Here is a 26,725-nt window from a genome sequence, read left to right as displayed (position 1 = left end):
CGACGTTTCTGTATCAATTGGATAAAATATGTCTTGATATCCCCAAGATTTGGACTTCTAAAATACCTTTTCCAATCGTTAATAGTTTTTCTTCTCGAAACTATCTTTCCACTTCAAGCGCTTTCATATACCTAAATTCATCATGATTTTTATTATTTCATGCTAAAGCATATCTTTATGTTAGAAACACAATTATTAAGTAAAATATCATTTTCTGTCTTTTGAATCACTTTGTCGCAAATATCTAATTACTATTTCACTAAATAAGCCATACTATTATTTTAATATATCATTATCCCTTGTTTTCATTGTTATCTTCTTTTAAGAATACACATAAAAAAGCTATACTACTATTTCAGAAAAATAAAAGTCCCTCCTTTGAGCTTTCGATCAAAGGAGGGATACCTTTATGTTAAGTTTATGATATAATAGCCAATCAGTGCAATTAACCCCAGAACACCTGAGACTGTGAAATAAAGCAGTTTCATTTTTATGCCTGACCACAGCCACACGCCACAATTTGCTGCAATCAAACCAAATAATACAATATTATTCCCACTAAAATATGTAGTACAAATGCGAATTGAAACACTAAATAACAAAATAGCTGCAATAATATGAAGTATAGGAGCCAGTAAGTTATTTTTCTTTACAACTCGGAACGCTGTTATGAATAATGTAATCGCAGCAATAGCCACAATAACTGTTAGAATCATTGTTAGAGAAGGAACTGTAAAATAGACATACAAGAGTGCAATTACGCTAATACATAGAGCTCCTAATAGGAATATCATTTTTCGTTTTTCTGAGGGCAAGACCGCCTGTTTATGAGTCGCATACTCAAGCTCCTCTACATCTGTTCCTTCTGCATAGAGCGTTGCTAAAAAATCGCAATAGTGCTCAGGTAATAGTTTGTTTTGTTTCCAAAACAAGATTTCATTTAAAATAATTTTTTTTCGAGGATTTGTCATAGTGTATTCTCCAAACATTGCTTAATAATGGTTGTATTACAATTTTATCTCACAACCTGGGAAAGGGCATCTGTAAAAAGTCGCAATATGGAGAACTTATGACCCGTTCTTATTAGGCATTTTTATTTCAACTGCGTTTCATAAGTAACGCTACCATTTATATTTTCAGGTAGATTGTCTTCATAAGGACGATGTTTCTTGTGCAAAACGATAGATGAGTCTTGAAAGCGGCATTTATAATTTTTACCGAATGTTAGGAAAATATGGCACTTCGGTAGGAAAACCAAATCCTCAAAACCAACGATACGCCATGTTCGTTTGGATTTCTTTAATCGCACAGAACAAATACCAAATACATATTGAATAAATGTATTTTAACTAGAACAATCGGATCAATACTTGGACGCCAAACTTTACGTACACGAGTTGATTGGAGCGCAGGCGGCGACTTCTGCGGGAAAAGCATGAACTGAAGTCCCCACAAAAGCGTAGCGACGAGGAGACTGAAATCATGCCCGCGAAAAGCGTCCGCCGTAGCGGAAAACAACGGGTTCCTATAGATACTTCTAATTGAAAAGAAAAAAGACTGTAAACAAACTCAATTTTTTGAGCAGTTTACAGTCTGAAATACCTCCAATAGAAGGTATCTTTTTATAAGGAATTATTCTAAGAAATCTTTTAATCGTTTACTGCGAGAAGGGTGGCGTAATTTACGAAGCGCTTTAGCTTCAATTTGACGAATACGTTCACGTGTTACACCAAATACTTTCCCAACTTCTTCTAGAGTGCGTGTGCGTCCATCATCTAAACCAAAACGTAAACGTAGTACGTTTTCTTCACGGTCAGTTAATGTATCTAAAACATCTTCTAATTGTTCTTTTAACAGTTCATATGCTGCATGGTCAGAAGGAGATTGCGCTTCTGAATCCTCAATGAAGTCACCTAAGTGTGAATCGTCTTCTTCCCCGATTGGCGTTTCAAGAGATACTGGTTCTTGCGCAATTTTTAAAATCTCACGTACTTTTTCAGGAGTTAAATCCATTTCTTCACCAATTTCTTCTGGAGAAGGTTCACGACCTAAGTCCTGTAGTAATTGGCGTTGTACACGAATTAATTTGTTAATTGTTTCTACCATATGCACAGGGATACGGATTGTTCGTGCTTGGTCAGCAATAGCACGTGTAATGGCTTGACGAATCCACCACGTTGCGTATGTCGAAAATTTAAAGCCTTTACGATAGTCGAACTTTTCAACTGCCTTAATAAGCCCCATATTCCCTTCTTGGATTAAATCAAGGAATAGCATTCCACGACCAACATAACGCTTCGCAATCGAAACAACAAGACGTAAGTTTGCTTCTGCTAGACGTTTACGTGCTTCCTCATCACCTTGTTCAATACGTTCAGCTAGCTTAATTTCTTGATCTGCAGAAAGTAAATCAACGCGACCAATTTCTTTTAAATACATACGTACAGGATCATTTATCTTCACGCCAGGTGGCACGCTCAAATCATTTAAGTCGAAAGTTTCTTCACTTGCTTCTTCTTTCATTAAACTTTCTTCTTCAAATTCTTCTTTACCAATGATTTGAATGTCTTTATGTTTTTCAAGATCTTCAGCGAAGTGAAAAACCTCTTCGTTTTCCAATTCATAAGGTGATAATTTCTCTGAAATTTCTTTCATCGAAATTTCACCTTCTGTTTTCGCCTTTTCTTGAAGCAATTTTTTTGCTTCATCTAATGTAATTTCCACTTCTACCTCTTTTGAACGTTCAGACTTGTCCGCCATAAACCTTCCTCCTTCTAAACAACCGAATCGGGTTAAATCGCCGATAACGATTTTCTTAAATGAATAATCTGTTGGGCGATTTCAAGTGCACGCGCATACTCATGCATCTTCTCCGCTTCCTTTGACTCATGCATCTTTTGATGTATTTCTTGCTCAATTCGATATTTCTGCAGCTGGCGAATAGAATCTGTAACCTCTGCTTCCGCGTGATCAGGGTCTCTTTCTACCAAAGCCGCCTCCATAACAATTTTTCGTAATTCAAGATCATCTAAAATCTCTACAAAGCGTTGATAATCCGAATGACCGTATTCCTCGTAAAATCCTACTAAGCGAACAAAAACAGCCATATACGCATCTCGTACAAAAGGCTCTCTTTGTTCATTACGTAATACCCTGTCCACTACATCTATATTATGAAGCATATGAGCCAGTAATAAACGTTCGGCACGTTCGGCTGCGTCCATAGGCTTTTGTTGCTGCGTGACTGGCATCGAAGGCACCTGTATTGGTAGCTCTACTTTTGCAGAGCGTACCTGACTTGCCTCTATTTTTCGAAATTGAGCATAAATCGCTTCTTCCGAAATATTTGTTTCATTTGATAGCTGTCGTATATACAAATCTCGTTCGACTGGTGAGGATCTACCTACTAGTTGTTCGAGTACTTCTTGAATATATTGAAGCGTATCGTTTTCAAACTGAAAATTCTTATTGCGTCTAGCATGCATCATCATAAAAGCAATATACGCATGTGGATTTTCCAAAATTTGTTCTTTAAAGGCTTGTCCACCTAGACTCCGAATATATTCATCAGGGTCTTGTTTGTCAGGTAATACTGCAATATCAACTTTCATGCGTTCAGTTTGTAGTAACTGGGCCGCCCGTTTTGCCGCATCAAATCCAGCATTATCACCGTCATAGCAAATCGTAACTTGCTCTACTAAGCGCTTTAGCTTTGTGATATGCTGATTCGTAAGCGAAGTACCCATTGTAGCGACGGCATTCGTTACACCCACTGAATTAGCTGCTAAAACATCCATAAAACCTTCCATCAATACTACTTGACGATTTTTTCGAATGGAGGTTCGTGCCTTGTCTAGGTTATAAAGCACTTCACTCTTATGGAAAATCGGTGATTCTGGACTATTTAAATATTTTGCCTCTTCACCAGTCGATGAAAGTATTCGCCCTGAGAAAGCAATGATTTTACCATTCTCATCACGAATTGGAAACATAATACGCCCTCTAAAACGATCAAAATAGCGTTCTTCCCCTTCACGCTTGATAATTAAACCACTATCCGCTATTTCTTGTAAGTTATAACCTTTTCTTTCAAGCAATATCGTTAATGCATCAAAGCTTGGGAGAGACCATCCAATGCTATTAGATTCTATAAGTTCCCTTGTAAATCCTCTTTCTAGCAAATAATTTAAAGGCTCTTCACCGTCTTCTGTGTTCAACAGTAAGTGATGAAAAAAATCCGCTGCAAAAGTATGCGCTTCTTTCATGCGCTCTTCTGCTTTAGAGACTGTTTTCGTCACTTCAGGTAAACTTGGACCAACATCTAAATGTATGCCCGTACGTTCACCAAGTTTCACGACTGCGTCTGGGAAAGATATACCTTCTATGTCCATGACAAAAGTAATGGCATTACCGCCTGCCCCGCAACCAAAGCAATGAAAAATCTGCTTATCTGTTGACACAGAAAAGGATGGTGTTTGTTCTCCATGAAATGGACAGAGTCCAAACCAATTACGCCCACGTTTTGTGAGTTGCATGTATTCACTAATGACATCCACAATATCAGATTGTGTCCGAATCTGTTCAATCACTTCTTCTGGAATCTTCCCTGCCAATTTCATCACCATCTTTAAGTTACGTTCTAAACACAATTCGCTATCCGTTTTAAAAATCCTTTATTTCTCGACAAAAAAATAGGAATTTTCTCTTTTTAAATATTTTTACCACAATTTTATTATTATAAAACAAAAATTAGTTTTTATCTATACTATTTTCAATACCGACCCAAAAAAACCGCCTCTAACAACCCGAGGTGGTTTACTGAACTTTGTTTCTTATTGACAATTTGTAATATGTTCGATAATTTCATTTGCTGTTTCTTCTACAGCTTTGTTCGTCACATCGATAACTTTGCAACCAATTTTACCGACAATTTTTTCAAAATGTTGAATTTCTTCTAAAATACGCGTATGTTGCGCATAGATGGCATCATCATTCAATCCTAAAGACATTAATCTTTCTTTTCTTATATAGTTTAATTTATCAGGAGAAATAATTAAGCCAAAACATTTTTTTTGATCGATTTGTAATAACTCTTCTGGCGGCTCCACTTCTGGTACTAAAGGTACATTTGCCACCTTATAACGTTTATGTGCTAAATATTGTGAAAGTGGTGTTTTCGATGTTCGTGATACCCCTACCAGTACAATATCAGCTTGCAATAAACCACGCGGGTCTCTACCGTCGTCATATTTCACCGCAAATTCAATTGCTTCAATTTTTTTGAAGTAATCATCATCAAGCTGATGTACAATACCTGGTGTTTCAAGTGGATATTCTTCCATAAACGTAGCCATTGATTTCAGCGCAGTCCCCAATATATCCACGGCGTGCACTTTTTCTTTCTCACATAAATCATGTAACAACGCACGCATCTCATGTCGAACAAGCGTATAAATAATGAATGCCTTCTGTTTTACTGCTAGACATACAATTTTTCGTACTAGTTCTTCAGATTGGATATGTGGAAAACGACGAATAATCGTTTTTTCTAAACCTGGTCGGAATTGACTAATAACGGCCTTTGCTACTTGGTCACCCGTTTCACCGACTGAATCGGAAACGACAAAAACTCGAAGTTTCTTCATACTGTTCTCCTCAATTTTAGACATTTTGTGCAAGTGATAAGAAAGCACGTGTAATCGTCGTCTTCGTGAGACGCCCAACAATTGATAAGCCACCCTCTTGTGGTTCTATTACCGGTAACGAATCTACTTCACGTTCGATTAGTTTATTCGCTGCAACAATCAACGAATCCGATCTTTCACAGTACGAAATATTTGGCATTCTCGTCATAATGATATGTACAGGAATTTTATTTAAATCTTGCGTGCCAATACTTGTACGCAGTAAATCCTTGCGAGACAGTACTCCTGTCAAAAATTCGTTCTTATCTACGACAAAGAGGGTCCCCACATCCTCCGAAAACATGAAGCAAATCGCATCATACACCGTCATTGTTTCTGGTACAACGACTGGTCCGGAGTGAAAATCTTTCACTTTTAAATTGTTGATGCTATCTGTCATTGTAACAGACGTTTTTTTACCTGAATAGAAGTAGCCAACTCGTGGTCTAGCATCTAAAAATCCCGCCATCGTAAGGATAGCTAAATCTGGTCTTAAAGTCGCTCTTGTCAGATTAAGACGTTCTGCAATATGTTCGCCTGTAATCGGGCCGTTTTCTTTCACAATTTGTAAAATGTCTTCCTGACGTTTATTGAGTTCGATTGGACTCACCGCCTCAAATCTAATAGTGTTATACTCATGCTCAATTATTATATACTATTTTAATGGTTATTGCGAAGAAAAGAACTACATGCTACAATATTGACACAGACGCTTGCTCTACATGTATTTTCGAGCGATATTGCGTTATACAAGCGATGATAGGAAAAAAGTATCTGTTCTATTTAATAGCGAGTAGAAGATGGTGAAAGTCTACACAGTAACAGAGAAAAGGCGCTCCTTGAGCTAACTTTTTGAAAAGAGGTTTTAAACAAGTCGTTTAAAACAATCAGGGTGGAACCGCGGGTATTAGCACTCGTCCCTGGGCATTATTTGTGCCCGGAGACGGGTGCTATTTTTAGTTTAACTAGGATTACGGCAAATGTCTGATTTTGAAAAATTTTCAAAGTCTAAATCAAGCGAAGCGTCAGCAACAACAAATACGCCAAAGTAAATCTGATTAAACGACTCACTTATTTTATGAAAAACAATGAAGGAGGCTATTTTAATGGCTAACAAATCAATGGAAACTATTGTATCTTTAGCGAAACATCGAGGCTTTGTCTTCCCTGGATCTGAAATCTACGGAGGCTTAGCAAACACGTGGGATTACGGTCCCCTTGGTGTTGAATTAAAAAACAATGTAAAAAAAGCATGGTGGCAAAAATTCGTCCAAGAATCAGAACATAATGTAGGTATCGACGCTGCAATCCTTATGAACCCAAAAGCATGGGTTGCTTCTGGACACGTAGGTAACTTCAATGACCCGATGGTTGACTGTAAAGCGTGTAAAGCGCGACACCGTGCTGATAAAATCATTGAAGACGCTGCGTTAGCAAAAGGTGATGAAATCATTGTAGACGGTATGACGTTCGACCAAATGAAAGAAACAATGGTGAAATACGATGTTGTTTGCCCTGATTGTGGCAAGGCTGATTTCACAGATATTCGTCAATTTAACTTAATGTTCAAAACATTCCAAGGTGTAACTGAATCTTCTACAAACGAGATCTACCTTCGTCCAGAAACAGCACAAGGGATTTTCGTAAACTTCAAGAACGTCCAACGCTCTATGCGTAAACGTACACCATTTGGTATTGCACAAATCGGTAAATCGTTCCGTAACGAAATTACACCAGGTAACTTCACATTCCGCACACGTGAATTTGAGCAAATGGAGCTTGAATTCTTCTGTAAACCAGGTGAAGATCTTGAATGGCATGCTTATTGGAAAGAATTCTGTAAAAACTGGTTACTAAACTTAGGCATGAAAGAAGATTCAATGCGCCTTCGTGACCATGAGGACGATGAATTATCTCACTATTCAAATGCGACAACGGATATTGAATTTAAATTCCCATTCGGTTGGGGCGAACTTTGGGGAGTAGCTGACCGTACAGACTTCGACTTAAAACAACATATGGAGCATTCTGGTGAAGATTTCACGTATATTGATCCCGTTACAAATGAACGCTATGTACCATATTGTATCGAGCCATCTTTAGGTGCAGACCGTGTAACATTAGCTTTCTTATGCGATGCCTATGATGAAGAGGAGCTTGAAGGAGATGATAAACGCACAGTATTACGTTTCCACCCTGCTCTTGCACCATTTAAAGCAGCAGTGTTACCACTTTCTAAAAAGTTATCAGATGAAGCTGCAGATGTGTGGTCGGAGCTTCGTAAAGCATTCCCAGTAGACTATGATGAATCACAATCAATTGGTAAACGCTATCGTCGCCAAGATGAGATTGGTACACCATTCTGTATCACATACGATTTCGATTCAAAAGATGATGGTCAAGTAACAGTACGTCACCGCGACTCTATGGACCAAGTTCGCATGCCTATCGCTGATGTTAAGGCATATATCGAAAAACATCTTCAATTCTAATTAGACATGTCGTGCTTTAGCCTACTGCACCGAAGCACACTTATCTCGGATATTAAACCTTAAATTGAACTATAAAAATAGAGGGAGTCACTTGATGCGACTCCCTCTTTGTTATATTTTTAACTTTGTAAATATACGTTCCTGCATTTTTTCTTCAAATGAAAACTTTTTCATACTCATCCCTACTAAACTAACCAGTAACTCTTCAATATCATTTAATGAGTAATAAAGAAATGTGCCTTCACGCATCGGGCGCACTCGTTTTTCCATTGTTAATTCATCATCAATAAAGTAGGCCACATTAACCTCACAGTGCTCCATAAGCTGTGTAATGCGCTGATCGTCACCTGGATTGATAAAGAATGGCACTCTTTTATCTATATACAAAATACTCTGAACTAATTTGATGAAAAAATTTTCGCGAAGTGATGTCTCCACCACTAACACAGTCGTTTGATCATGCTGATAATCCATGTACAAAACATTTAGTTGTTCTTCCAATAATTTCTTTAAGATAGTAATAGAATTTCTATATTTCGTCATATCGGTTTGGATTTCCCTTGTCAATAGTCTTAAAATTCTGAAAGCAGGTAAAAAGATTTTCAACACAATTTCTTTTGGATGCAAATGATCAATTAATTTATTAAAATGCCCTCTTAAATTTTCCTCATCACAGCGAATTAATTGTTCTACAAATAAGTTAAATATTTCTTCAAAACTATTAGCGCGATAGTCAATCATTTTCGAAATTTTCACACTATAATTCAAGGGCAAATTCATAGACATTTGCTCATCTAATAGTTTAACTTTCGGTAGCGTCGGAAATAAGTCATAGACAAGTTCTACTTGCGCACGCCGAAAATCAGAAAGTAACACAACCGAGTTCACAGGATAAATTCCTAGACACTCCACAAATTTATGCATGAATTTTTCGTTATAGAGCTGACGATCACGATATAGAACAGCAAGCGCATCTGTCGCACCATACCCTGTATGATACACACGTTTCGATGTCATAGCGGAGTAAACATCTATTATCTGTAATAACTGCACACCCTCGCTCATTTCATCTGCACAAAGCTGATTCGGATATCCTCTCCCAGCAAATCGTTCATGATGGTCCCTAGCCAAATAGGCAATATCCTCTTCACCATTCTCCATAAGTAGCTCAAAACCTTTTGTGGTATGCATTTTGACAATTTCAAACTCATCTTCAGATAGCTTTCGTTTTAAATTCAAGATTTCTTGTGGAATAAATACCTTTCCAATATCATGGAACAAATAGCCCCTTGCAAGTGTTTCGATATCTGTTAAACCTAAATGACGGGCAAAGATTGTACCTAGTACAAATACATCAAACGAATGAACAAATGAATACTCATCCCATTCTCTTAAGCGCATAAGCAAGTCGTAGCGATGCTTTTCTTGCAAAATCTGTTCAAAAATAGTTCTCACATACGACGTATCCTGTATACTCTTTAAAATTTGACCATAACGCAATTCATGAACAACATTTTCTAAAGTGGCCATAAAAAGATTGTTTACCGCTTCTTTATATTCATCAATCTCTCCCTTTTCCTCTAAGAGCGGTGCAAATACATCCTCATACTCCTTCGTACGTTGCGCACCTAAGTCATGGACAATTCGTACCGAATCAGAAGGTAAAAAAACTGATAATTCTTCTACTTTTCTTAGCTTAAGTAATGCAATAATTCGCTCGGTTAACACTAAATCTCTTTTAGCTAATAAGCGATACTCAGAAAAAATATCTTCTGCTAAAATATCATCTGCTTCCACTTCGTCAATACTTAAAGTCACTTTTCTTAGCACATTTTTTGCCACATTCGCAATTTTCCAGCATAATGTGACCTCCCTCCCTTTTCCATAGGACTGCGTTATTCTAATAAACGTGGTTTTACTACGTTTTGCTGATAGAGGCATGTTTTACAGTTTTTATATGCATGTCAGATATATAAATATTGAACTAATTTCCGATTGGTACAATACGTACAAATTATACAAGAATAGTATAAACATAATTATCTATACCCCTTACAATATCATAGGTTAAAATACCTTTTCAACTAGTATATGGCACTCAAATGATTAGTTAATACTATGCTTATATTAAAAATCATTACCATATTAAGCTCTTTAGACTCATAAATTAGCTATACACTGGAATCAATTCCCTAGATGCAATAAATACTTATACCTATTGTTTAAAACTACTTAATGTATATTTATTAATAAAAAAAGTTTTTTTCTTATAAAGATTTTCCTAAGAAAAATATTTTTTTTCGTTCATCGTTCCCTTGTACAGTTTATTGTATTTTCAGAACATATGATTTTGCGTTCGGCACTATTGAAATTTTTTCAGTTATAACTCATCTTCGCTCCCACTTCATATTGATAGAGGATAAAATTCCCTCTATTCTCACCTTCAACAATTTGATATAAATAAAGTATTATAGTTAATGTTTAATGTTGAAAAACAATAATTTAACATTTTTATGGTATACCGCCGTACTTTTCAGGCGTCCGGAATTACTATCACAAGCAGTGCTATAATTTACATCTATTTTTTTGGAGGAAATCAAGTGAATACACATCGTTTTTATCAAATGGCAATGGCCGCAACTCTAGCAACAAGCGCTATCGTCATAGCTACTCCAGCATATGCTGCTACATCATTCCCCGATATCAATGCATCTACAGAGGAAGGCAAAGCTATTCTTAACTTAGCACAACGCGGTATCATTTCTGGCTACCCAGATGGCACATTCAAACCAGCAAATTCCATTACTCGTACACAAGCAGCAAAAATTTTGGCTGGCATTCTACATCTTGATACTGACAATGGGACGAATCCACAATTTAAGGATATTCAACCTGGCGATGAGAACTATGGAGCGATTGCAGCATTAGCAAATGCAGGCATAATCAGTGGCTCAAATGGCTATTTCTATCCAACTAAAAATATTACACGTGGTCAAATGTCAAAAATGATTGTAAAAGGTTTTGATTTACCGATTGCTGACATAACAGATATTCCTTTTACTGATGTCATAGCAGGCAGCGAATACGAACCTTATATTCAAACGCTCTATGCCAATCACATAACAAAAGGAACTACACCTACTACATTCGGACCTCAAAACAATGTAAAACGTTCTCAATTGGCTACTTTTGTTGTTCGTGCTGAAAACACTCTAAACAATACGACTATTTATGCAACCAGCTATAACCAAGATTATATCTTTGCCTCTTACGGTGGCATCGAGCCAGCAGATGATCTATTCACTTGGGACGAAGAGCAAGATATGACAGAATCGATTACTATTAAGCCTCTAAAAGAAGGGACTGGTAAATTAGTTATTACTGGTTTTACTGAAGATACCGAGGAATTTATGGATGTCTTTTTCTTAGTTCATGTTAAAAATGTGAATGGAAAATTACAAACAACTTTGGAAGAAGTTCATGAAGCGGACCATATAGAAAACATGCCTCTAAACTTAGAGGAAAGTGACTTAGATTTCGTACCAACGGAAGTAAGCATTCAAACTGCTGATGGTCAAACCTTGTCTTCGGCGTTATATGCTTTAGAAATCAAAAATAATGCAACAACTTTATCCATCTTTGAAAACGGACAATATCTTTTGACATTTACCAATGGTACACAACAACAAACAATGGCTGCCGATGTGGATACGTATGATTTTGTTCGCAGCATCGATCTTTACGAGCTTTCAAATGATTTATCTTTTACAAGCGAAGATTTATCGTTTGAACCAACAAATGTCGTATTCGAAGATTTAAACGATGGTTCCGATCCAGCATACAAGGTTCCCGTAGAAGCGACAATCGAGGGAAATACACTGAAAGTTACTCCTCTAGCAGAAGGGACAGCCATTTTACATATAACTGGTAAAAACGGCGAAACGACTTATCTGTACATTGAATTTCTAAAAATCGCAGGTAAATGGGCTGCTTACTACGATATTGACAAAGATGCATATTAACAACTTGTAGATTATAAAAAATGCCAGAGGAACGTTAATCTTCCTCTGGCATTTCTGTATTTGTACTAGTTGCTCTCGGTTGTAATTCAGGTGTTCTTTCCAGTTGTTCGATAAATTTCTTTGTCTTAAAGCGAATTCCAGTTTGTTCCTCATAAATCGTTGTTATAATTTTTTTGATAAAATATTTAGTTTCCTTCTTCAATTCTAGTTTTCCAATTTGATCAATTGGTACAGAATAAAACATTCGTATAAGCTTTAGTTGCGTAGGTGTTAAACGAATAATATAGGGATCATGCTGATAACAGCGATGACATAAAAAACCTCCCTGCGCAAAGGAAAAGGCGAATTCACCATCTACCGCACTACACGAGGCACAGGCATGTAAGATAGGTTGCACGCCAGTATAAGGTAGCATCTTCCATTCAACAAACAGCGTAATTGCTTCTGGATCATAGCCATCCTCAATGGCCTGTAATGCCTGTAACAGCACTTCAAAAGCAAACGGCTCCGGCTTCCCTTCTTCCACTACACGCTCAACAAGCTCCATTATATAGCTGGCATAGGCAGTCGCCATAATATCCTCACGAATATGGCGCATTGAATTCAAATGTTCTCCTTGTTGCAGTGTTCCCATACCTGTATGGTGTTGTACCATAAACATGCCATGTGCGAATGGCTGCGTCACTGCCGCTAACCTACTCGAAGGCTTCTTTGCACCACGTGCCATGGTTGCCACCTTGCCAGCTTCACGCGTTAGTAGCGTGACAATTTTGTTGGATTCACCATATGCACGCGCCTTTAGAACAATACCTTCCCATTTATATAGCAACCAGGTCACCCTCCTTTCCTTTAAGTGTATCCATAAGAAAATAGAGCTCTCCAAAACATCATTTGGACAGCCCCTTTTCACACTATAATTCATTACACTTAAAAACAGTGTTACGCTCAACTTCTATGGTGATGAGAGAACTCTACTGAATCTAACAACCGTTAATATTCATCATCACGGAAGCCAAAATCACGTAGATGTGTTGATTTATTACGCCAATCCTTTTGCACCTTAACCCATAGTTCTAGATATACTTTAGAACCGAGAAGCATTTCGATATCTTTACGCGCACGAATACCAACTTCTTTTAATAATGCGCCTCTTTTACCGATGACAATCCCTTTTTGTGAATCACGTTCGACGATAATTGTCGCGGCCACATGGATTTTGTCTTCATTTTCTTCATCACGACGTATTTTTTCGATAACCACAGCAATCGAATGTGGTATTTCTTCACGAGTTAAATGTAACACTTTTTCTCGAATAAGCTCTGAAATAATAAATCGCTCTGGGTGGTCTGTTACTTGGTCAGCTGGATAATATTGCGGACCTTCTGGCAAATATTTCGTTAGTGTAGCCAATAGGTTTTCAACATTATTTCCTTGTAATGCTGAAATCGGCACTATTTCTGCGAAGTCGTAGCGTTCCTTATAGCTATCTATTATACCCATTAAAGCATCAGGGTGAACCTGATCAATCTTATTAATCACTAGGAATACCGGAGTAGAGTTACCTTCTAGCAACTCTAAGATGAACTCGTCTCCCTTTCCAAGCTTTTGCTCTGCGTTAACCATGAACATAATTACGTCCACTTCACGCAACGTGTTTTTAGACACCTTTAACATGAAGTCGCCTAACTTGTGCTTTGGTTTATGAATCCCAGGTGTATCGATAAAAACCATTTGGCTATCGTCTGTTGTTAGTACACCTTGTACTTTGTTTCGTGTTGTTTGTGGCTTATCACTCATAATGGCAATTTTTTGACCTATTACTCGGTTTAAAAATGTAGACTTCCCTACATTTGGTCGTCCAATAATTGAGATAAAGCCTGACTTGTAGCCAGTTTTAGTTTCCAGCATTCTCTAAATCCTCCGTTGTGAATGCAAACGGTAGTAATTCGCCAACAGACGTTACCGTAACATCACCTTTTAAATTTGTTAAATAAACAGGCATAGTTGGCGCGCAAAACTCCATCATCACTTGACGGCAAGCTCCACATGGCGCACAAGGGCCATCTGTATCAGCGACAATTGCGATTGCTTCAAAATCATAAATACCCTCTGACACTGCTTTAAAAAATGCCGTACGCTCTGCACAATTGGTCATACTATAGCCTGCATTTTCAATATTACAGCCGTGAATGACATCGCCGTTTTTCGTTAAAAGAGCCGCCCCTACTTTAAATTTTGAATATGGAACATACGCCTTTTCACGAGCTAACTTTGACTCCTCTAATAAAGCATGCATATCAATTGTCATCTACGCTAATTCTCCTCTACATAAAAATCAATTTCGCCTCGACATAATCGTGGCTGACGCTCCGCTTCCAATGGTCTAGTTTTAAATCAGCATAAAGTATGCAACCAGTACTCTATAGCTAACATCCTTATTTTGCATTCTCAAAACGCCATTCTTCGAAGCTTTTACCAACACAATGTTGGTCACACAGGCGAAGCGACGTCCTGTCGCTTCGCCTGTGTTTCTTTCAATACGGAATGAAGTTAAAACCATTTCGGTATAAAGATTAGTAAACCGATTATAGCACTGAATACAGCAAATACAAGTACTGCACCTGCTGCAATATCCTTTGCTTGCTTAGCAAGAGGATGTATAGCTGGTGACGCCAAATCCACCACTCGTTCAATGGCGGTATTTATCATTTCAAGAGCAAACATCAGTGCTATTAATAATAACACAACGTACCATTCTACACGTGATAAACCAGTAAAATAGCCAACAATCAAGACAATGCCAGCACTAAGCACATGCGATTGGAAATTTTGCTCCTTACATGCTGTTAGAATACCTTGAAAGGCAAAGACGAACGAGCGAATATATTTGCGTCCATCCATTTAGTCACGTCCTAATCCGTAAGACTGTAAAATTTCATCTTGCTTCCCGAACATCTTTTTTTCATCCGCTGGTGCCATATGATCATAGCCAAGTAGATGCAAGAAGCCATGCACCGCTAAAAAGCCTAATTCCCGTTCAAACGTATGACCGTATTCCTCAGCCTGCTCTTTCGTACGATCTGTTGAAATGATAATATCTCCTAAAATTCGCGGCATCCCTTCAAATGTCACTTCCATTTCGCCCTCGCCTAATTCTTCTAACGCAAACGAGATAACATCTGTCGGTTGGTTCTTACCACGGTATTCACGATTAATCTCACGAATAGCTTCATTTGTTACAAATGTAACAGATACTTCCGTTTCTGGTTCAATATTTTCAGTTTTCGCCGCATGCTGTAAAAGCTTCTCAACAAGTTCCATATGTTCCGCTGTTACTTCATTTGTTTCATCTGTAAAATCAATTGTTAAAATCATAGATCCTCCTACTTATCTGCCTTTGGGTATTCGATTCGTGAGTGGAAAATCCCATTCAACGTTTCGCAAAGAACTCTCTCTATACATTTTAACTCTTTTATTGAAATATCGCATTCATCAAACTGATTGTCCTGTACACGATCATCAATAATAGCCTTCACTAGCTTGTGAATTTTTTCTGCATTCGGTTCCTTCATCGAACGAACAGCTGCTTCTACACTATCAGCAACACTAATAACCGCTGCTTCCTTCGTTTGTGGCTTAGGACCTGGATATCGGAACTTCGCTTCATCAATGACTTTGCCTTCTTCCTTCGCTTTAAACAGGAAGAACTTTAACAGACTCGTCCCATGATGTTGCAAGGCAATATCAATAATTTCCTGTGGCATTTTGTAGCGTTTTAACATCTCTGCTCCATCCGTCGTATGCGCAATAATAATTTCAGCACTTGTTTCTGGTGGCATCGAATCATGCGGGTTGATACCGGACATTTGATTTTCAATGAAAAAAGATGGTCTTTTCGTTTTTCCGATATCATGATAATAACATCCAACACGCGCAAGTAAGCCATCTGCACCTATTTCTTCACATGCAGCCTCAGCTAAGTTTGCAACCATGACACTATGATGATATGTTCCTGGCGTTTCCATTAGTAATTTTTTCAGTAACGGATGATTTGGATTAGACAGTTCGATTAAACGCAAGGTCGATAATAAGCTAAATGCTGATTCAAAGAATGGCAATAAGCCCATTGTGAGCGCACCAGATAGCAGGGCAGATAATATTGCCGCGCTAAAGTAAAACAATAGCTCAGAAAATCCATATGACGACTGTGTCATGAGTAAATAAAATGCAATAAAAGCCATATTTACAAGTGAAATGACACCGACTGCCTGTAAAATATGCGAGCGTTTTTCGACACTACGCATAAAGAATAGACTCGCAAAGCCTCCGAAGATAATATACAGAGTAATTTCCATTTGCATCACGGATGAATAACCTTCTTGGAAAATGACGCCTGCTGAAGCGGCTGTCATAACTGTAATCAGTATTGCGGCCCGATCATCAGCCAACAATCGCACTAGCATCGTTGCTAATGCTGTCGGGAATAAAAATGCTATGGTCACATCAAAACCACTTGCCACTAAGCTAATAAACTTCATTAAGAGAATCGATAAACTATAGACAATTACTGTAACCAGTAGTGCATTGCGCTTTTTTTGTTCATCTGCTTCCCAGCGTTCAAATAAAATATACATGAATATTAATTGTAGGAAGGTTAAAATGATTAGTCCTGCAATGGGCTTGAAAGAAGCTTTATTACTTACCATTCCGAGAAGTTCGAGTTGTCGATAAGCCTCCGTATCAATTATTTGGCCTTCTTGTACGATGATTTGTCCCTGCAAAATACGAGTAGGCTCAATAGATTCTTTCGCCTGCTCTATTCTGACTTTTGTTTGCTCCTCGTTTATCGTTTCATTCTCTACAATACTTGCACGCCCGATTAAAACGACTGCATTTAATATTTTATCGGGATAGCCTCGCTGCCCACGAATTTTTGTTTCAAGATCATTTTGAGCAGCTAACACATTTTCCGTACGAATTGATTTTTGCAAATAATCTTGCACAAGTTTTGATAGCATTGTGCTCGTTCTCTTTAAATCTGTATCGCTTTGTAGTAATAAACTTTCTAGCTGTCCATCTGTAAAAGTTACTGGTATTTGATCCACATCAATGGATTCTATTTTTTTTTGAAGTTGCGCTACTTGGTCAACTATTGCAACAGGTTCTTTACTGCTCTCAACATCCTTTTTTACTTCAAGGACATAGTCAAATAAAGACGTCACAATAGCGGCGCGTTGTTTGGCGACGTCCTCTGAAAACTGATAGACGGGCGTAACTGCATCTGCTGCTTTTTCTCGCTCTTGTTGTGTCTTAACTGTATCTTCGATTGTTTTAGTAGACCGAACAGTTTCTGGTGCAAGCTGTAATGGTTTAAAATCATATGTAACACCTTTAACATTGCCATACATAAATGCAAACTGTAAGGCTCCGGTTAAGATGAGAACGGCAATCAAAAAATAGCGAAAACCAATAAGCTCAGTAATTTTTCGAAGTTGTTTCTCCATCTGGCACCTCCTCTATCTATGTACTATCATACCAATTCAAAAAACATTTTTCTCGAAAATTGTATAAGAAAGCAAAAAAACAGCTATACAATTTTGCATAGCTGTCACATTTTTTTCCAAATTATAACTTAATTCTCTTAGAAAGCATTTGCCTGCTAACATGATTTTCCGCTTCGCCTTTCGCGCAAACTTAGGTGTACATACCGCTTCGCTTCCGGTACTAAAAATCGGTGCTACTGTCGTGCAGACTTTAGAATTGCGCTTTTGCGCAATCTTTTAATAACGTTGCACCTGCCGTTTCGTTTCACTTCACTTTCGGTGCAGACTTTAGAATTGCGCTTTTGCGCAATTCTAAAGTTGCTGTTCTTCGTAGGCTTGAATGATTTTTGCTACTACTGGGTGGCGAACAACATCGCCTTGCTCTAAAATTTGGAAATAAATCGACTTGACATACTTTAACGTTCGCTCTGCCACGATTAGACCCGAATCCGTATTTTTTGGTAAGTCGATTTGCGTTTTATCGCCTGTGATGACCATTTTTGAACCGAAGCCTAAACGTGTTAAAAACATCTTCATTTGCGGATGCGTTGTGTTTTGAGCTTCATCTAATATCACGAAGGCATCGTCCAATGTACGTCCACGCATATAGGCTAAAGGCGCAATTTCGATCGTACCCCGTTCAATAAGACGTTGTGTTTGTTCCGAACCATAAATGTCATTTAATGCATCATATAGAGGGCGTAAATAGGGATCCACCTTTTCTTTTAAGTCACCCGGAAGAAAGCCTAGAGACTCTCCTGCTTCTACTGCAGGACGCGTTAAAATAATACGCTTTACATGTCCATTTTTTAGCGCTTGTGTAGCCATTACCACCGCTAGATACGTCTTACCTGTTCCAGCTGGCCCAATACCGAAAACAACGTCTTTGTGACGGATTGCTTGTATGTATTCACGTTGACCAATTGTTTTCGCACGAATTGGTTTGCCTTTCGTCGTGCGAGCAATTTCTTCATCGTATAGTTCTGCAAAATATTCAATTGTACCTTTTTGTGTCATTTCAATTGCTGTCGCTACATCACGCTGATCAATATTAATGCCTTTACGAATAACTTTTAAGAGTGCCTGTAAAAGAAATGTCGCTTGTTCTTTAGCGTCTTCCTCACCAGCGAGTTGAATTTGTTCACCACGCGTAATTATATGGACATGTAGTGCCTCTTCAATTAATTTCATATTGGCATCAGAAATACCGAGTAGCATCACCGCTTCGTTTGGATTATCCACTTGTAATACAGTTAAATGTTCAGACATAATCATTCTCCTTGTGAGCCATGTATTGGACTTGCAATGTTTTCATTGACTAAAAATAGAACTTTCCCTTCAACTGTACCATTCACCCACTTCGCCTGTAAAAGGTTTTCTTTCTTGATAATCGTTTTCGGAGGAAGAGATCGTAACATTTTTTCATGGAGTAGCGGCATGAGTAATGAATCTATTTTTGATTCATCCAGTACTACTTGGATCGTCTTTGTTTGTTGCTCTTCAACAATTGAAACGTACGGATCTAGCCAGTTTGGTAATTCTTTTTTTTGAACATAATCAACTTCTTCTTTATGAATGCCCTTTACTATTACACGCCACTGTTTTTGTTGTAACGTTTCCATAGTTAGTTTTGTCGGAATTTTAAATGAACATTCAAGCCAATAATCTGCAAAGACTTCTCCTTTTGCACCGACAAAGACATGGTCATCCCCACTCTCAAGGACTCCACTTACAAGGACATCACCGTCATAAGCAGTATCATTTACTGAAATTTTCCGTTCTCCATTTTGAACATTAAAATGTGTAATAACACCACTTTTCGTAGCTACCAAGTGTGTCGCTAATTTTTCGTTCGTCTGCTCCGTTTGCTTTGGAGATTCCTGAGGTCGTAAAATAACACGCCCCCCATGTTTTTCAATATGAACCCACGCTAGCTGTCGATGCTTTTCTAAGAGCTCCTGCCGTATCTTTGCATCTGTTGGTAATACTTTTTTAGATATAGGCGTTTCTAATTTGAAAGTCTCTTTGAATGTCTCCTCCACCTGCTGCTGTAATTCAGGAGAAGCCGCCTCAATGTCCACACTCCAAATAACCTGTGCACATATTAGTGGTATTAAAATCATTACAAATAAGCCTAGCAGCGTCCAAATCTGCGCTCGAAAAACCTGTAGCTCATCTGCATAATGTACAGTCATTTTGAGTCGATAACGGCTACGTATGCGACGAATCTTTGTTAAATAACGCATATTTGTTTCAAATGTTACTTCTTGCTCTCGAAATACAACACGCTTTAACGGAACATGTTGTGCATGCAATGTTTGAATAAAAGGATGAACATTTTCATGGCGCTTTATACGTATGATGATTGGCCGATTATTCCACATTGTCGCTCACACCCATATCTTTTGTCATTTTTACATGTAGTTCTTGTAAATCATCAATTGAAAGATGGAGCATTTCTTCTTTGATGGCGTTTATATCCACGGATTTTCCACGCACAGTAATATGATAATCTGCATAGATAAAGGAACAGGATGTAGCATCTGCATGTAAGAAACGATATGGACCGATTATTTTTAATGTTTCAAACTGTGATAATTCAAGTAGTGGCGTTAATTGAAATAATTTTTTCATAAAAAATGCCTCCTTCTTCGGCAATATATGCGCCAAAAAAGGAGGACATGCTAGTTATTTTCTTTTTGCTTTTGGCGGACCTAACACTTCTGCCATTACCACAGCCTGCATAAATGCCTTTTTAGAAGTTGGTAACTGAAAATTCTTTTCCGTCCCCGCTACATGTACTTCTTTTTTCCCAGCGGCCAATCGACCAATACTTGATCGATTAGAGGTACGACTTGATGGCTCAGTCGGAATAAGCGGAGGCGCCACATAGCTTGGCATTTGTTCTCTCACTTTTTCTTCCGCTGGCTTTACATGTACTTCACGCGCTTCTACCTTAGGACGTTCCGCCTCCGTATTTCCTAAAAACTCACGAGCAAAATCCTCAAAACTCTGCCTTTTCATAGTTGGACGTTGTGGTTTCGTCTCCTCTGATTTCATAATGACAGGCGGTTGTGGCTGCTCATCCTTATTAAAAGGAGGCATTTGCTTTTGTTCTTTGTTATTTTTTGATTTACTGAAAAGAGAGCTGACTATGGCAATAATCGCAAATATTATTAATTGTTCCATTTGGTAGTACTGCTCCTTTCCGTATTTTATGCTTTCGGTTCATTTGTCTCTGGTTTATCCGAACTCACCTTAGAAATGGAGTCACGCATAGCTGTGTCTGCTTGAATATTGCGGTAGTTCATGTAGTCCATAATACCAAGGTTACCTGAGCGCAAAGCTTCTGCCATCGCTTGTGGTACCTCTGCCTCCGCTTCTACTACTTTTGCCTTCATCTCTTGAACGCGCGCAATCATTTCTTGCTCATTTGCTACAGCCATTGCCCGACGTTCCTCAGCCTTCGCTTGGGCGATGTTTTTATCGGCCTGCGCTTGCTCAATTTGTAGTTCCGCACCAATATTTTTACCTATATCAACATCCGCAATATCAATCGATAAGATTTCAAAAGCTGTTCCAGAGTCTAAGCCTTTTGAAAGTACTGTTTGTGAAATCATATCTGGATTTTCTAATACTTCTGTATGATGTGTAGCAGAACCAATTGTCGATACAATCCCTTCACCAACACGTGCAACAATTGTTTCCTCACCAGCACCACCGACTAAACGTTCAATGTTAGCTCGCACAGTAATACGTGCTTTTGCTTTTACTTCGATACCATTCATAGCAACACCCGAGATAAATGGCGTTTCAATTACTTTTGGGTTAACAGACATTTGTACTGCTTCTAATACATCTCGCCCTGCTAAGTCAATGGCTGCACAACGTTCAAATGATAACTCAATATTTGCACGATGCGCTGCAATTAATGCATTAACAACACGGTCAACATTACCACCTGCTAAATAGTGACTTTCTAGTTGATTAATCGTAACAGGTAAACCTGCTTTATGTGCTTTAATTAACGGATTAACAATACGTGATGGAATTACCCGACGTAAACGCATCCCGATTAATGTGAAAATACTAACACGTACGCCTGCTGCTAGTGCAGAAATCCATAGTGCCACTGGTACAAAAGTAAAAAATACTGCTAGAACTATGAATAATAATACTAGCCCGACTACTGGCCCAATTAGAGCTAAATCAAAACCCATTTATAATTCCTCCATCTCTTTGTCTGTTGGTCTCACGACAATGCGTGAGCCTTCTACTTTAATGATTTCTACATACTTACTAGCATCGACATAGCCACCTTCTGATACTACATCAATACGCTCACTACCAAACTGCATCGTACCTGCTGGACGGAGTGGTGTCATCGTTTTACCCACTTTCCCAAGCAATTCTGTACGATTAACGTTAGACACATAACCTTCTTCCGTCGTTGTCGCATCCTTCAGGACAAGTTTGTTAAAAACATGCATTTTTTTTCCGAAAAATTTCATCAGGATCACCATTCCTATTATTGCTACTACGAGCGCAATGCAAATCGCCACGACCATTTGCATCATGTTTGCACCTGCCAGTAACAAACTAAGTAATATAAGCACGCCACCTAAAATACCAACAATGCCTCCGGGGACAAAAAACTCCGCAATGACAAGCGCTAATCCAGCAATAAATACAAGTAATGTTTCATAGCCCGCAAATCCTGCCACCATATGACCGAAGAAAAATAATCCCAGTGCCGATAATCCCATTATACCTGGAACACCGAACCCTGGCGAATACAGCTCCATAATAAGACCCAAGCTCGCAATCGACAGTAAAATTGGTACAATGATTGGGTTCGTAATAAAACGAGCTATCTTTTCAGCGAAGGTTGGCTCAATAGGTACAATATCATTACCTTTTAAATCTACTTTCACTAGCAGCTCTTGAAAATTCGAAACAGTGCCTTCGGAATAGCCAACTTCTCGCGCTTCTGCAGCTGATAATGTTAATAAATTTTCGCCACCTGCTCGAAACTCTGGTAAATCAATAGTTGCATCCGCCATAGCTAGGGCATATTGCGGATTACGATTGGATGTTTCTGCTGCCGCTTGCATTTGTGCTAGCCACGCACTATGCGCCTTTAAATCCGCCGCATTCCCTGCCGAGTCAATAACCGCCGCTGCTCCAATCGTACCATTTGGCACCATATAGATTTCATCTGCATGTAAGGCTAAAAAAGCACCGGCTGAATGCGCATCTTTGTTAATGTAAGCAATCGTGCGAATAGACGTTGCATCCATAAGCATGGCGATGTCACTTGCTGCATTGACGAATCCCCCAGGCGTATGTATGTCGAGTATGATCGCTTCCGCATAATTTTCCTCTGCCTCTTTAAAAGCTCGTTCTAAAAATGCGTGAAGACCTCGTTCGACTTCATCATGAATAGGTACGTGGTACACTTTGCTACTCGCAAAAGCCGATGTCAATGGAAACGCTACCAAAAAAGTCATCCATATAACAATTAAATAGCTAAGAATCCTCCTTTTTCGCATCTTTTTCCCTCCCTTCTAACATGCTTCTCTTCTGTATATACGTCTGACTTTGTAAATAGTTTCACAAATTTTTATTTTTATTATACAGTGAAACGTTTATGAGTGGGAGGTTTTTCAATTCCTTGCGATTTCCATGAACTTAAGCTAAAAACCCAATGTCGTTAGGTGAATCACTACCTTTTTTGGGGTTATACTTTCGGAGGTCGTAGCAATCGGTCGACTATGATAAATAAAAAGCCGAATGAAATCAAAGATGACTTCATTCGGCTTCAGCAATATGTACTGCAAAATAGAGCAACATGTAAAATACCTGGAATTAATCATCGTTAAGATTAACTCCAGGTATATCATTGTCTGCTCAGTGAACCATAAGATTGCGTGTTATGAACGTAGGGATTTTTAATGGGAAATTAAATTACCACTTACGTTTACGTGCAGCTTCTGATTTCTTTTTACGTTTTACACTAGGTTTTTCGTAGAACTCGCGCTTTCTAACTTCTTGAATTGTACCACTTTTTGATACAGTACGTTTGAAGCGGCGAAGAGCATCTTCAAGCGATTCGTTTTTGCGAACGACAGTTTTTGACATCTCTCTTTCCCTCCCTCCGAACACACGTCAATACACAAATAGGCAAATAACCAACTGTTGTGTACTAAAGAATTATACCGTATTGTCTAATAATGGTCAATAGAAAGAATTCGAATTATTTTCGAGAATTTATAATCAGTGTTTGGACAAGAATAAATACATATGCTTTAGCTAAACACTTAGGGGTTTACAAAAAATAGAATATGGGCGTAGAATAATCACATTCAATTTCATATCGGCCTAATCTCAGTATTGGGAACGGAGGAACCATTTTTTGGGGGTTAATTCTGCAAATTGTAGAAGGGATGAGAAACTCTTTCGCCATCCTACCCGTCAGCTAACTTCGTCGGCTAAAGCGAAGGAGGTCATGAAGACCACCAGTATTTAGTTTGCTTATTTGTTATGCCTAAATTATCCGCATTCTAAAATACATAGACGATGGTCTTTTCTTATGCCTATAAACAACTAAATAATAATAATTTTACAGATTACTGAGTGGATATCCGCTTTTTAGTGTCCATTAATGAGGAGATAACCATGAAAAAAATTAAGGACTATCTGAATCCGCCCAAAGTTCTTGTGCTAGGCTTTGCAACGATTATTTTTATCGGGGCACTCTTACTAACTCTTCCTCTAGCTACTGAAGACGGAAAGGGTCTGTCATTTTTAGATGCTTTATTCACAGCTACCTCTGCAACATGTGTAACGGGGCTTATCGTTGTAGACACTGGTGATACCTTTTCTACGTTTGGTGAGTTGGTTATTCTAGCCCTCATACAAATTGGCGGCTTAGGTTTTATGACATTTGCAACGTTTTTATTTTTACTATTAGGAAAAAAGATTTCTCTAAAAGAAAGACTGCTGTTAAAAGAGGCGTTTAATAACATCTCGATAGCTGGACTTGTAAAATTAGTTAAAAGAATACTAATTTTCACTGTAGTTATTGAATTAATTGGTGGGATTATTTTATCCATTCGCTTTTCATTTGATATGGAATTAGCTACAGCTATTTATTTTGGTTTTTTCCACTCTATATCCAACTTTAATAATGCTGGTTTTGATTTAATGGGAGGTTTTAAAGGTCTGACTGCTTATGTAGATGACCCATTTGTTGTTTTGACTATTTGTGCACTTATTACCATTGGTGGGTTAGGGTTTATCGTTATGAATGAATTGTATGAATATCGCGATACTCGACGTTTATCCGTACATTCCAAGATCGTTTTGTTTACGACGATGGTTTTAACAGTAGGGTCTACCCTGTTAATCTTCTTGTTTGAATATGATAATAGCAAAACAATAGGTCCTTTAACTGAATGGGGGAAAATATTAGGTTCGTTTTACCAGGCGGTTACACCAAGAACGGCAGGATCAAATACTCTTTCTATCGGTGATTTAACGCATTCCACGCTATTTTTAATAATTTTGCTCATGTTTATCGGAGGAGGTTCTGGTTCTACTGCAGGGGGTATTAAAATTACAACCTTTGCCGTTTTAGTAGCCACGCTCTGGTCACAAATTAGGGGGAAGGAAGATGTGGTCTTATTTAGACGTAGAATTGTAGTGGAGACGATTCTAAAAGCATTGACGGTAACCATGTGTGGGATGATTATCGTTGTACTTGTCACCATATTGCTTAGTATCACAGAACAAGGTCACAACTTTATCCTGTATTTATTTGAAGCAACTTCAGCATTCGGTACAGTTGGACTTTCTATGGGATTAACTCCTGAATTAACTCCCTTTGGTCGAATACTCATCATATTTACCATGTTTGCAGGTAGATTAGGGCCATTGACTATTGCTTTCGCTATTACAAAACGGAGAAAATCACAAGCTTATCGACATCCAAAAGGAAATATCATGATTGGTTAACTACATGCAAGGAGCGCTGACTATTATGACCATAAAACAATATGCTGTAATCGGTTTAGGAAGATTTGGAACAAGTGTAGCACGGAGATTACATGAAGCAGGACAGGATGTTCTAGGGATTGATGTTAATGAAGAAAGGGTCGAGGATGCTGAATTCTTTGTGACACATGCGGTCGTAGCTGATACGACTGAAGAAAAGGCTTTAACCTCCATAGGAATTACAAATTTCGATTGTGTCATCGTCGCCATAGGGAACGATATGCAATCTAGTATTTTGACAGTTTCATTACTAAAAGAGCTTGGCATAAAAAAAGTAATTGCTAAGGCACTTGGGAAAAGACATGGGCAAGTGTTAGACAAAGTCGGAGCTGACTGGATTATCTACCCTGAGAGGGATATGGGTGAACGGGTTGCCAATCAACTCCTCTCCCCTAATATGTTAAATTATATTGAATTGTCTAAGGAATATAGTGTAGAAGAAATCATGATTCCTTCTAAGATGGCTGGAAGAAACTTACGTGATTTAGACATTCGGGCTAAATACAATGTTAGTGTCATCGCCATTGTTCGAAAAGGAACAATCATCATTTCTCCATCTCCCGAACAGATTATCGAAGAGGAAGATTTATTAGTGATGATTGGCCATAGATCCGATCTCGCATTATTTGCAAATATAGAATAAAGAAAAATAGAAATATCTATATGAACCGTTGATTTCCACTACGGCGGACTCTTTTCGCGGGCATTGCTTCAGTCTCCTCGTCGCTATGCTCCTGCGGGGTCTTTCGCTCATGCTATTCTATGCAGAAGTCGCCGCCTGCGCTCCAATCAACTCGTGTACGTAAAGTTGGGCGACTAAGACTATGCGTCAGACGAAAATCTAAACGAACATGGCTTATCATGTGGAAGAACTCGATCATTTACGTCATCAAAGTGACATGAAACCATTATGAATACCTTTTGTCGTC

Annotated in this window: 23 protein-coding genes, 1 pseudogene and 1 riboswitch; of the genes and pseudogenes, 4 read left to right on the top strand and 20 right to left on the bottom strand. The window is 38.3% G+C overall.

The annotated features are described in order from the left end of the window. Positions 1-407: 407 nt before the first annotated feature. The 6 genes and pseudogenes from ACOMCU_RS25805 to ACOMCU_RS25780 form a co-directional block, all read right to left on the bottom strand. Complete coding sequence (locus ACOMCU_RS25805; RefSeq protein WP_421051942.1) at positions 408-971, bottom strand: hypothetical protein; 564 nt, start codon at positions 969-971, stop codon at positions 408-410. Positions 972-1,180: 209 nt separating this feature from the next. Then, positions 1,181-1,377: pseudogene (locus tag ACOMCU_RS25800) on the bottom strand (transposase); the annotation flags it as partial. Positions 1,378-1,632: 255 nt separating this feature from the next. Then, positions 1,633-2,760, bottom strand: coding sequence for an RNA polymerase sigma factor RpoD (rpoD, locus tag ACOMCU_RS25795; RefSeq protein ID WP_010859900.1), 1,128 nt, complete (start codon positions 2,758-2,760; stop codon positions 1,633-1,635). Positions 2,761-2,792: 32 nt separating this feature from the next. Then, on the bottom strand, positions 2,793-4,625 hold the full coding sequence (dnaG, locus tag ACOMCU_RS25790; RefSeq protein ID WP_080647672.1) for a DNA primase: 1,833 nt from the start codon (positions 4,623-4,625) through the stop codon (positions 2,793-2,795). A gap of 207 nt (positions 4,626-4,832) precedes the next feature. Beyond that, a complete protein-coding gene (locus ACOMCU_RS25785; RefSeq protein WP_010859902.1) occupies positions 4,833-5,645 on the bottom strand; it encodes a pyruvate, water dikinase regulatory protein in 813 nt (270 codons plus the stop codon). A 16-nt stretch (positions 5,646-5,661) separates the two neighbouring features. Further along, positions 5,662-6,294: a helix-turn-helix transcriptional regulator gene (locus ACOMCU_RS25780; RefSeq protein ID WP_010859903.1), complete on the bottom strand. Its 633-nt coding sequence runs from the start codon at positions 6,292-6,294 to the stop codon at positions 5,662-5,664. Between the two features lie 496 nt (positions 6,295-6,790). Between ACOMCU_RS25780 and ACOMCU_RS25775 the strand changes: the two genes are divergently transcribed. Next, the gene (locus ACOMCU_RS25775) at positions 6,791-8,176 is read left to right on the top strand and encodes a glycine--tRNA ligase (RefSeq protein ID WP_421051941.1); all 1,386 of its coding nucleotides are present in this window, start codon (positions 6,791-6,793) and stop codon (positions 8,174-8,176) included. 111 nt (positions 8,177-8,287) lie between these two features. Here ACOMCU_RS25775 and ACOMCU_RS25770 read toward each other — a convergent pair whose 3' ends face one another. Next, positions 8,288-10,006 carry an HD-GYP domain-containing protein gene (locus ACOMCU_RS25770; RefSeq protein WP_421051939.1) on the bottom strand — a complete coding sequence of 573 codons (1,719 nt, stop codon included), beginning with the start codon at positions 10,004-10,006 and terminating at the stop codon, positions 8,288-8,290. Positions 10,007-10,776: 770 nt separating this feature from the next. Between ACOMCU_RS25770 and ACOMCU_RS25765 the strand changes: the two genes are divergently transcribed. Further along, entirely contained in the window at positions 10,777-12,198 is a 1,422-nt protein-coding gene (locus ACOMCU_RS25765; RefSeq protein ID WP_421051938.1) for an S-layer homology domain-containing protein, read from the top strand. A gap of 34 nt (positions 12,199-12,232) precedes the next feature. On the opposite strand, the gene recO is transcribed toward ACOMCU_RS25765, so the two are convergent. From recO to rpsU, 13 genes are all read right to left on the bottom strand, one after another. Further along, positions 12,233-13,027, bottom strand: coding sequence for a DNA repair protein RecO (recO, locus tag ACOMCU_RS25760; protein WP_421051937.1), 795 nt, complete (start codon positions 13,025-13,027; stop codon positions 12,233-12,235). A gap of 161 nt (positions 13,028-13,188) precedes the next feature. Beyond that, complete coding sequence (era, locus tag ACOMCU_RS25755) at positions 13,189-14,106, bottom strand: GTPase Era (protein ID WP_421051936.1); 918 nt, start codon at positions 14,104-14,106, stop codon at positions 13,189-13,191. After that, positions 14,093-14,506: a cytidine deaminase gene (locus ACOMCU_RS25750; protein WP_219363480.1), complete on the bottom strand. Its 414-nt coding sequence runs from the start codon at positions 14,504-14,506 to the stop codon at positions 14,093-14,095. Before ACOMCU_RS25750 ends, era begins: the two co-directional genes overlap by 14 nt. A gap of 242 nt (positions 14,507-14,748) precedes the next feature. Next, complete coding sequence (locus ACOMCU_RS25745; RefSeq protein ID WP_010859910.1) at positions 14,749-15,099, bottom strand: diacylglycerol kinase family protein; 351 nt, start codon at positions 15,097-15,099, stop codon at positions 14,749-14,751. Next, the gene (ybeY, locus tag ACOMCU_RS25740; protein WP_421051935.1) at positions 15,100-15,573 is read right to left on the bottom strand and encodes an rRNA maturation RNase YbeY; all 474 of its coding nucleotides are present in this window, start codon (positions 15,571-15,573) and stop codon (positions 15,100-15,102) included. Between the two features lie 8 nt (positions 15,574-15,581). Beyond that, positions 15,582-17,702, bottom strand: coding sequence for an HD family phosphohydrolase (locus ACOMCU_RS25735; RefSeq protein ID WP_421051934.1), 2,121 nt, complete (start codon positions 17,700-17,702; stop codon positions 15,582-15,584). Between the two features lie 351 nt (positions 17,703-18,053). Continuing rightward, the gene (locus ACOMCU_RS25730; protein WP_010859913.1) at positions 18,054-19,010 is read right to left on the bottom strand and encodes a PhoH family protein; all 957 of its coding nucleotides are present in this window, start codon (positions 19,008-19,010) and stop codon (positions 18,054-18,056) included. Between the two features lie 2 nt (positions 19,011-19,012). Further along, positions 19,013-20,125, bottom strand: a complete 1,113-nt coding sequence (locus tag ACOMCU_RS25725) for a sporulation protein YqfD (protein ID WP_421051933.1) — start codon at positions 20,123-20,125, stop codon at positions 19,013-19,015. Then, positions 20,115-20,375, bottom strand: coding sequence for a hypothetical protein (locus ACOMCU_RS25720; protein ID WP_010859915.1), 261 nt, complete (start codon positions 20,373-20,375; stop codon positions 20,115-20,117). Before ACOMCU_RS25720 ends, ACOMCU_RS25725 begins: the two co-directional genes overlap by 11 nt. 54 nt (positions 20,376-20,429) lie before the next feature. Next, positions 20,430-20,930 (bottom strand): hypothetical protein, encoded by a 501-nt coding sequence (locus tag ACOMCU_RS25715; RefSeq protein ID WP_010859916.1) that lies wholly within the window; start codon positions 20,928-20,930, stop codon positions 20,430-20,432. 26 nt (positions 20,931-20,956) lie between these two features. Then, positions 20,957-21,961, bottom strand: a complete 1,005-nt coding sequence (floA, locus tag ACOMCU_RS25710; RefSeq protein WP_010859917.1) for a flotillin-like protein FloA — start codon at positions 21,959-21,961, stop codon at positions 20,957-20,959. After that, the gene (locus ACOMCU_RS25705; protein ID WP_010859918.1) at positions 21,962-23,293 is read right to left on the bottom strand and encodes an NfeD family protein; all 1,332 of its coding nucleotides are present in this window, start codon (positions 23,291-23,293) and stop codon (positions 21,962-21,964) included. A 415-nt stretch (positions 23,294-23,708) separates the two neighbouring features. Further along, a complete protein-coding gene (gene rpsU / locus ACOMCU_RS25700) occupies positions 23,709-23,882 on the bottom strand; it encodes a 30S ribosomal protein S21 (protein WP_004227078.1) in 174 nt (57 codons plus the stop codon). A 227-nt stretch (positions 23,883-24,109) separates the two neighbouring features. After that, positions 24,110-24,249: riboswitch (cyclic di-AMP (ydaO/yuaA leader) on the top strand. 170 nt (positions 24,250-24,419) lie between these two features. On the opposite strand from rpsU, the gene ACOMCU_RS25695 reads away from it, so the two are divergent. Both ACOMCU_RS25695 and ACOMCU_RS25690 read left to right on the top strand, forming a co-directional pair. Then, on the top strand, positions 24,420-25,757 hold the full coding sequence (locus ACOMCU_RS25695; RefSeq protein WP_421051932.1) for a TrkH family potassium uptake protein: 1,338 nt from the start codon (positions 24,420-24,422) through the stop codon (positions 25,755-25,757). Positions 25,758-25,782: 25 nt separating this feature from the next. Beyond that, a complete protein-coding gene (locus ACOMCU_RS25690) occupies positions 25,783-26,439 on the top strand; it encodes a potassium channel family protein (protein ID WP_421051931.1) in 657 nt (218 codons plus the stop codon). The last annotated feature ends 286 nt before the right edge of the window (positions 26,440-26,725 follow it).

The sequence above is a fragment of the Lysinibacillus sp. UGB7 genome, assembly GCF_049058285.1.
GTDB lineage: Bacteria > Bacillota > Bacilli > Bacillales_A > Planococcaceae > Lysinibacillus > Lysinibacillus sphaericus_B.
This window is presented reverse-complemented; position numbering and strand designations above follow the sequence as displayed.

Bases quoted from the DNA above. Each gene is read 5' to 3' on its own strand.
- rpoD (WP_010859900.1), bottom strand. From the start codon at position 2,760: ATGGCGGACAAGTCTGAACGTTCAAAAGAGGTAGAAGTGGAAATTACA.
- ACOMCU_RS25785 (WP_010859902.1), bottom strand. From the start codon at position 5,645: ATGAAGAAACTTCGAGTTTTTGTCGTTTCCGATTCAGTCGGTGAAACG.
- ACOMCU_RS25705 (WP_010859918.1), bottom strand. From the start codon at position 23,293: ATGCGAAAAAGGAGGATTCTTAGCTATTTAATTGTTATATGGATGACT.
- ACOMCU_RS25805 (WP_421051942.1), bottom strand. From the start codon at position 971: ATGACAAATCCTCGAAAAAAAATTATTTTAAATGAAATCTTGTTTTGG.
- ybeY (WP_421051935.1), bottom strand. From the start codon at position 15,573: ATGATTTTAACAATTGATTTTACAGATGAAACAAATGAAGTAACAGCG.
- rpsU (WP_004227078.1), bottom strand. From the start codon at position 23,882: ATGTCAAAAACTGTCGTTCGCAAAAACGAATCGCTTGAAGATGCTCTT.
- ACOMCU_RS25735 (WP_421051934.1), bottom strand. From the start codon at position 17,702: ATGGAGAAACAACTTCGAAAAATTACTGAGCTTATTGGTTTTCGCTAT.
- floA (WP_010859917.1), bottom strand. From the start codon at position 21,961: ATGGGTTTTGATTTAGCTCTAATTGGGCCAGTAGTCGGGCTAGTATTA.
- era (WP_421051936.1), bottom strand. From the start codon at position 14,106: ATGCTGGAAACTAAAACTGGCTACAAGTCAGGCTTTATCTCAATTATT.
- ACOMCU_RS25695 (WP_421051932.1), top strand. From the start codon at position 24,420: ATGAAAAAAATTAAGGACTATCTGAATCCGCCCAAAGTTCTTGTGCTA.
- ACOMCU_RS25745 (WP_010859910.1), bottom strand. From the start codon at position 15,099: ATGGATGGACGCAAATATATTCGCTCGTTCGTCTTTGCCTTTCAAGGT.
- ACOMCU_RS25725 (WP_421051933.1), bottom strand. From the start codon at position 20,125: ATGTGGAATAATCGGCCAATCATCATACGTATAAAGCGCCATGAAAAT.
- ACOMCU_RS25775 (WP_421051941.1), top strand. From the start codon at position 6,791: ATGGCTAACAAATCAATGGAAACTATTGTATCTTTAGCGAAACATCGA.
- ACOMCU_RS25750 (WP_219363480.1), bottom strand. From the start codon at position 14,506: ATGACAATTGATATGCATGCTTTATTAGAGGAGTCAAAGTTAGCTCGT.
- ACOMCU_RS25730 (WP_010859913.1), bottom strand. From the start codon at position 19,010: ATGTCTGAACATTTAACTGTATTACAAGTGGATAATCCAAACGAAGCG.
- dnaG (WP_080647672.1), bottom strand. From the start codon at position 4,625: ATGGTGATGAAATTGGCAGGGAAGATTCCAGAAGAAGTGATTGAACAG.
- ACOMCU_RS25720 (WP_010859915.1), bottom strand. From the start codon at position 20,375: ATGAAAAAATTATTTCAATTAACGCCACTACTTGAATTATCACAGTTT.
- ACOMCU_RS25690 (WP_421051931.1), top strand. From the start codon at position 25,783: ATGACCATAAAACAATATGCTGTAATCGGTTTAGGAAGATTTGGAACA.
- ACOMCU_RS25715 (WP_010859916.1), bottom strand. From the start codon at position 20,930: ATGGAACAATTAATAATATTTGCGATTATTGCCATAGTCAGCTCTCTT.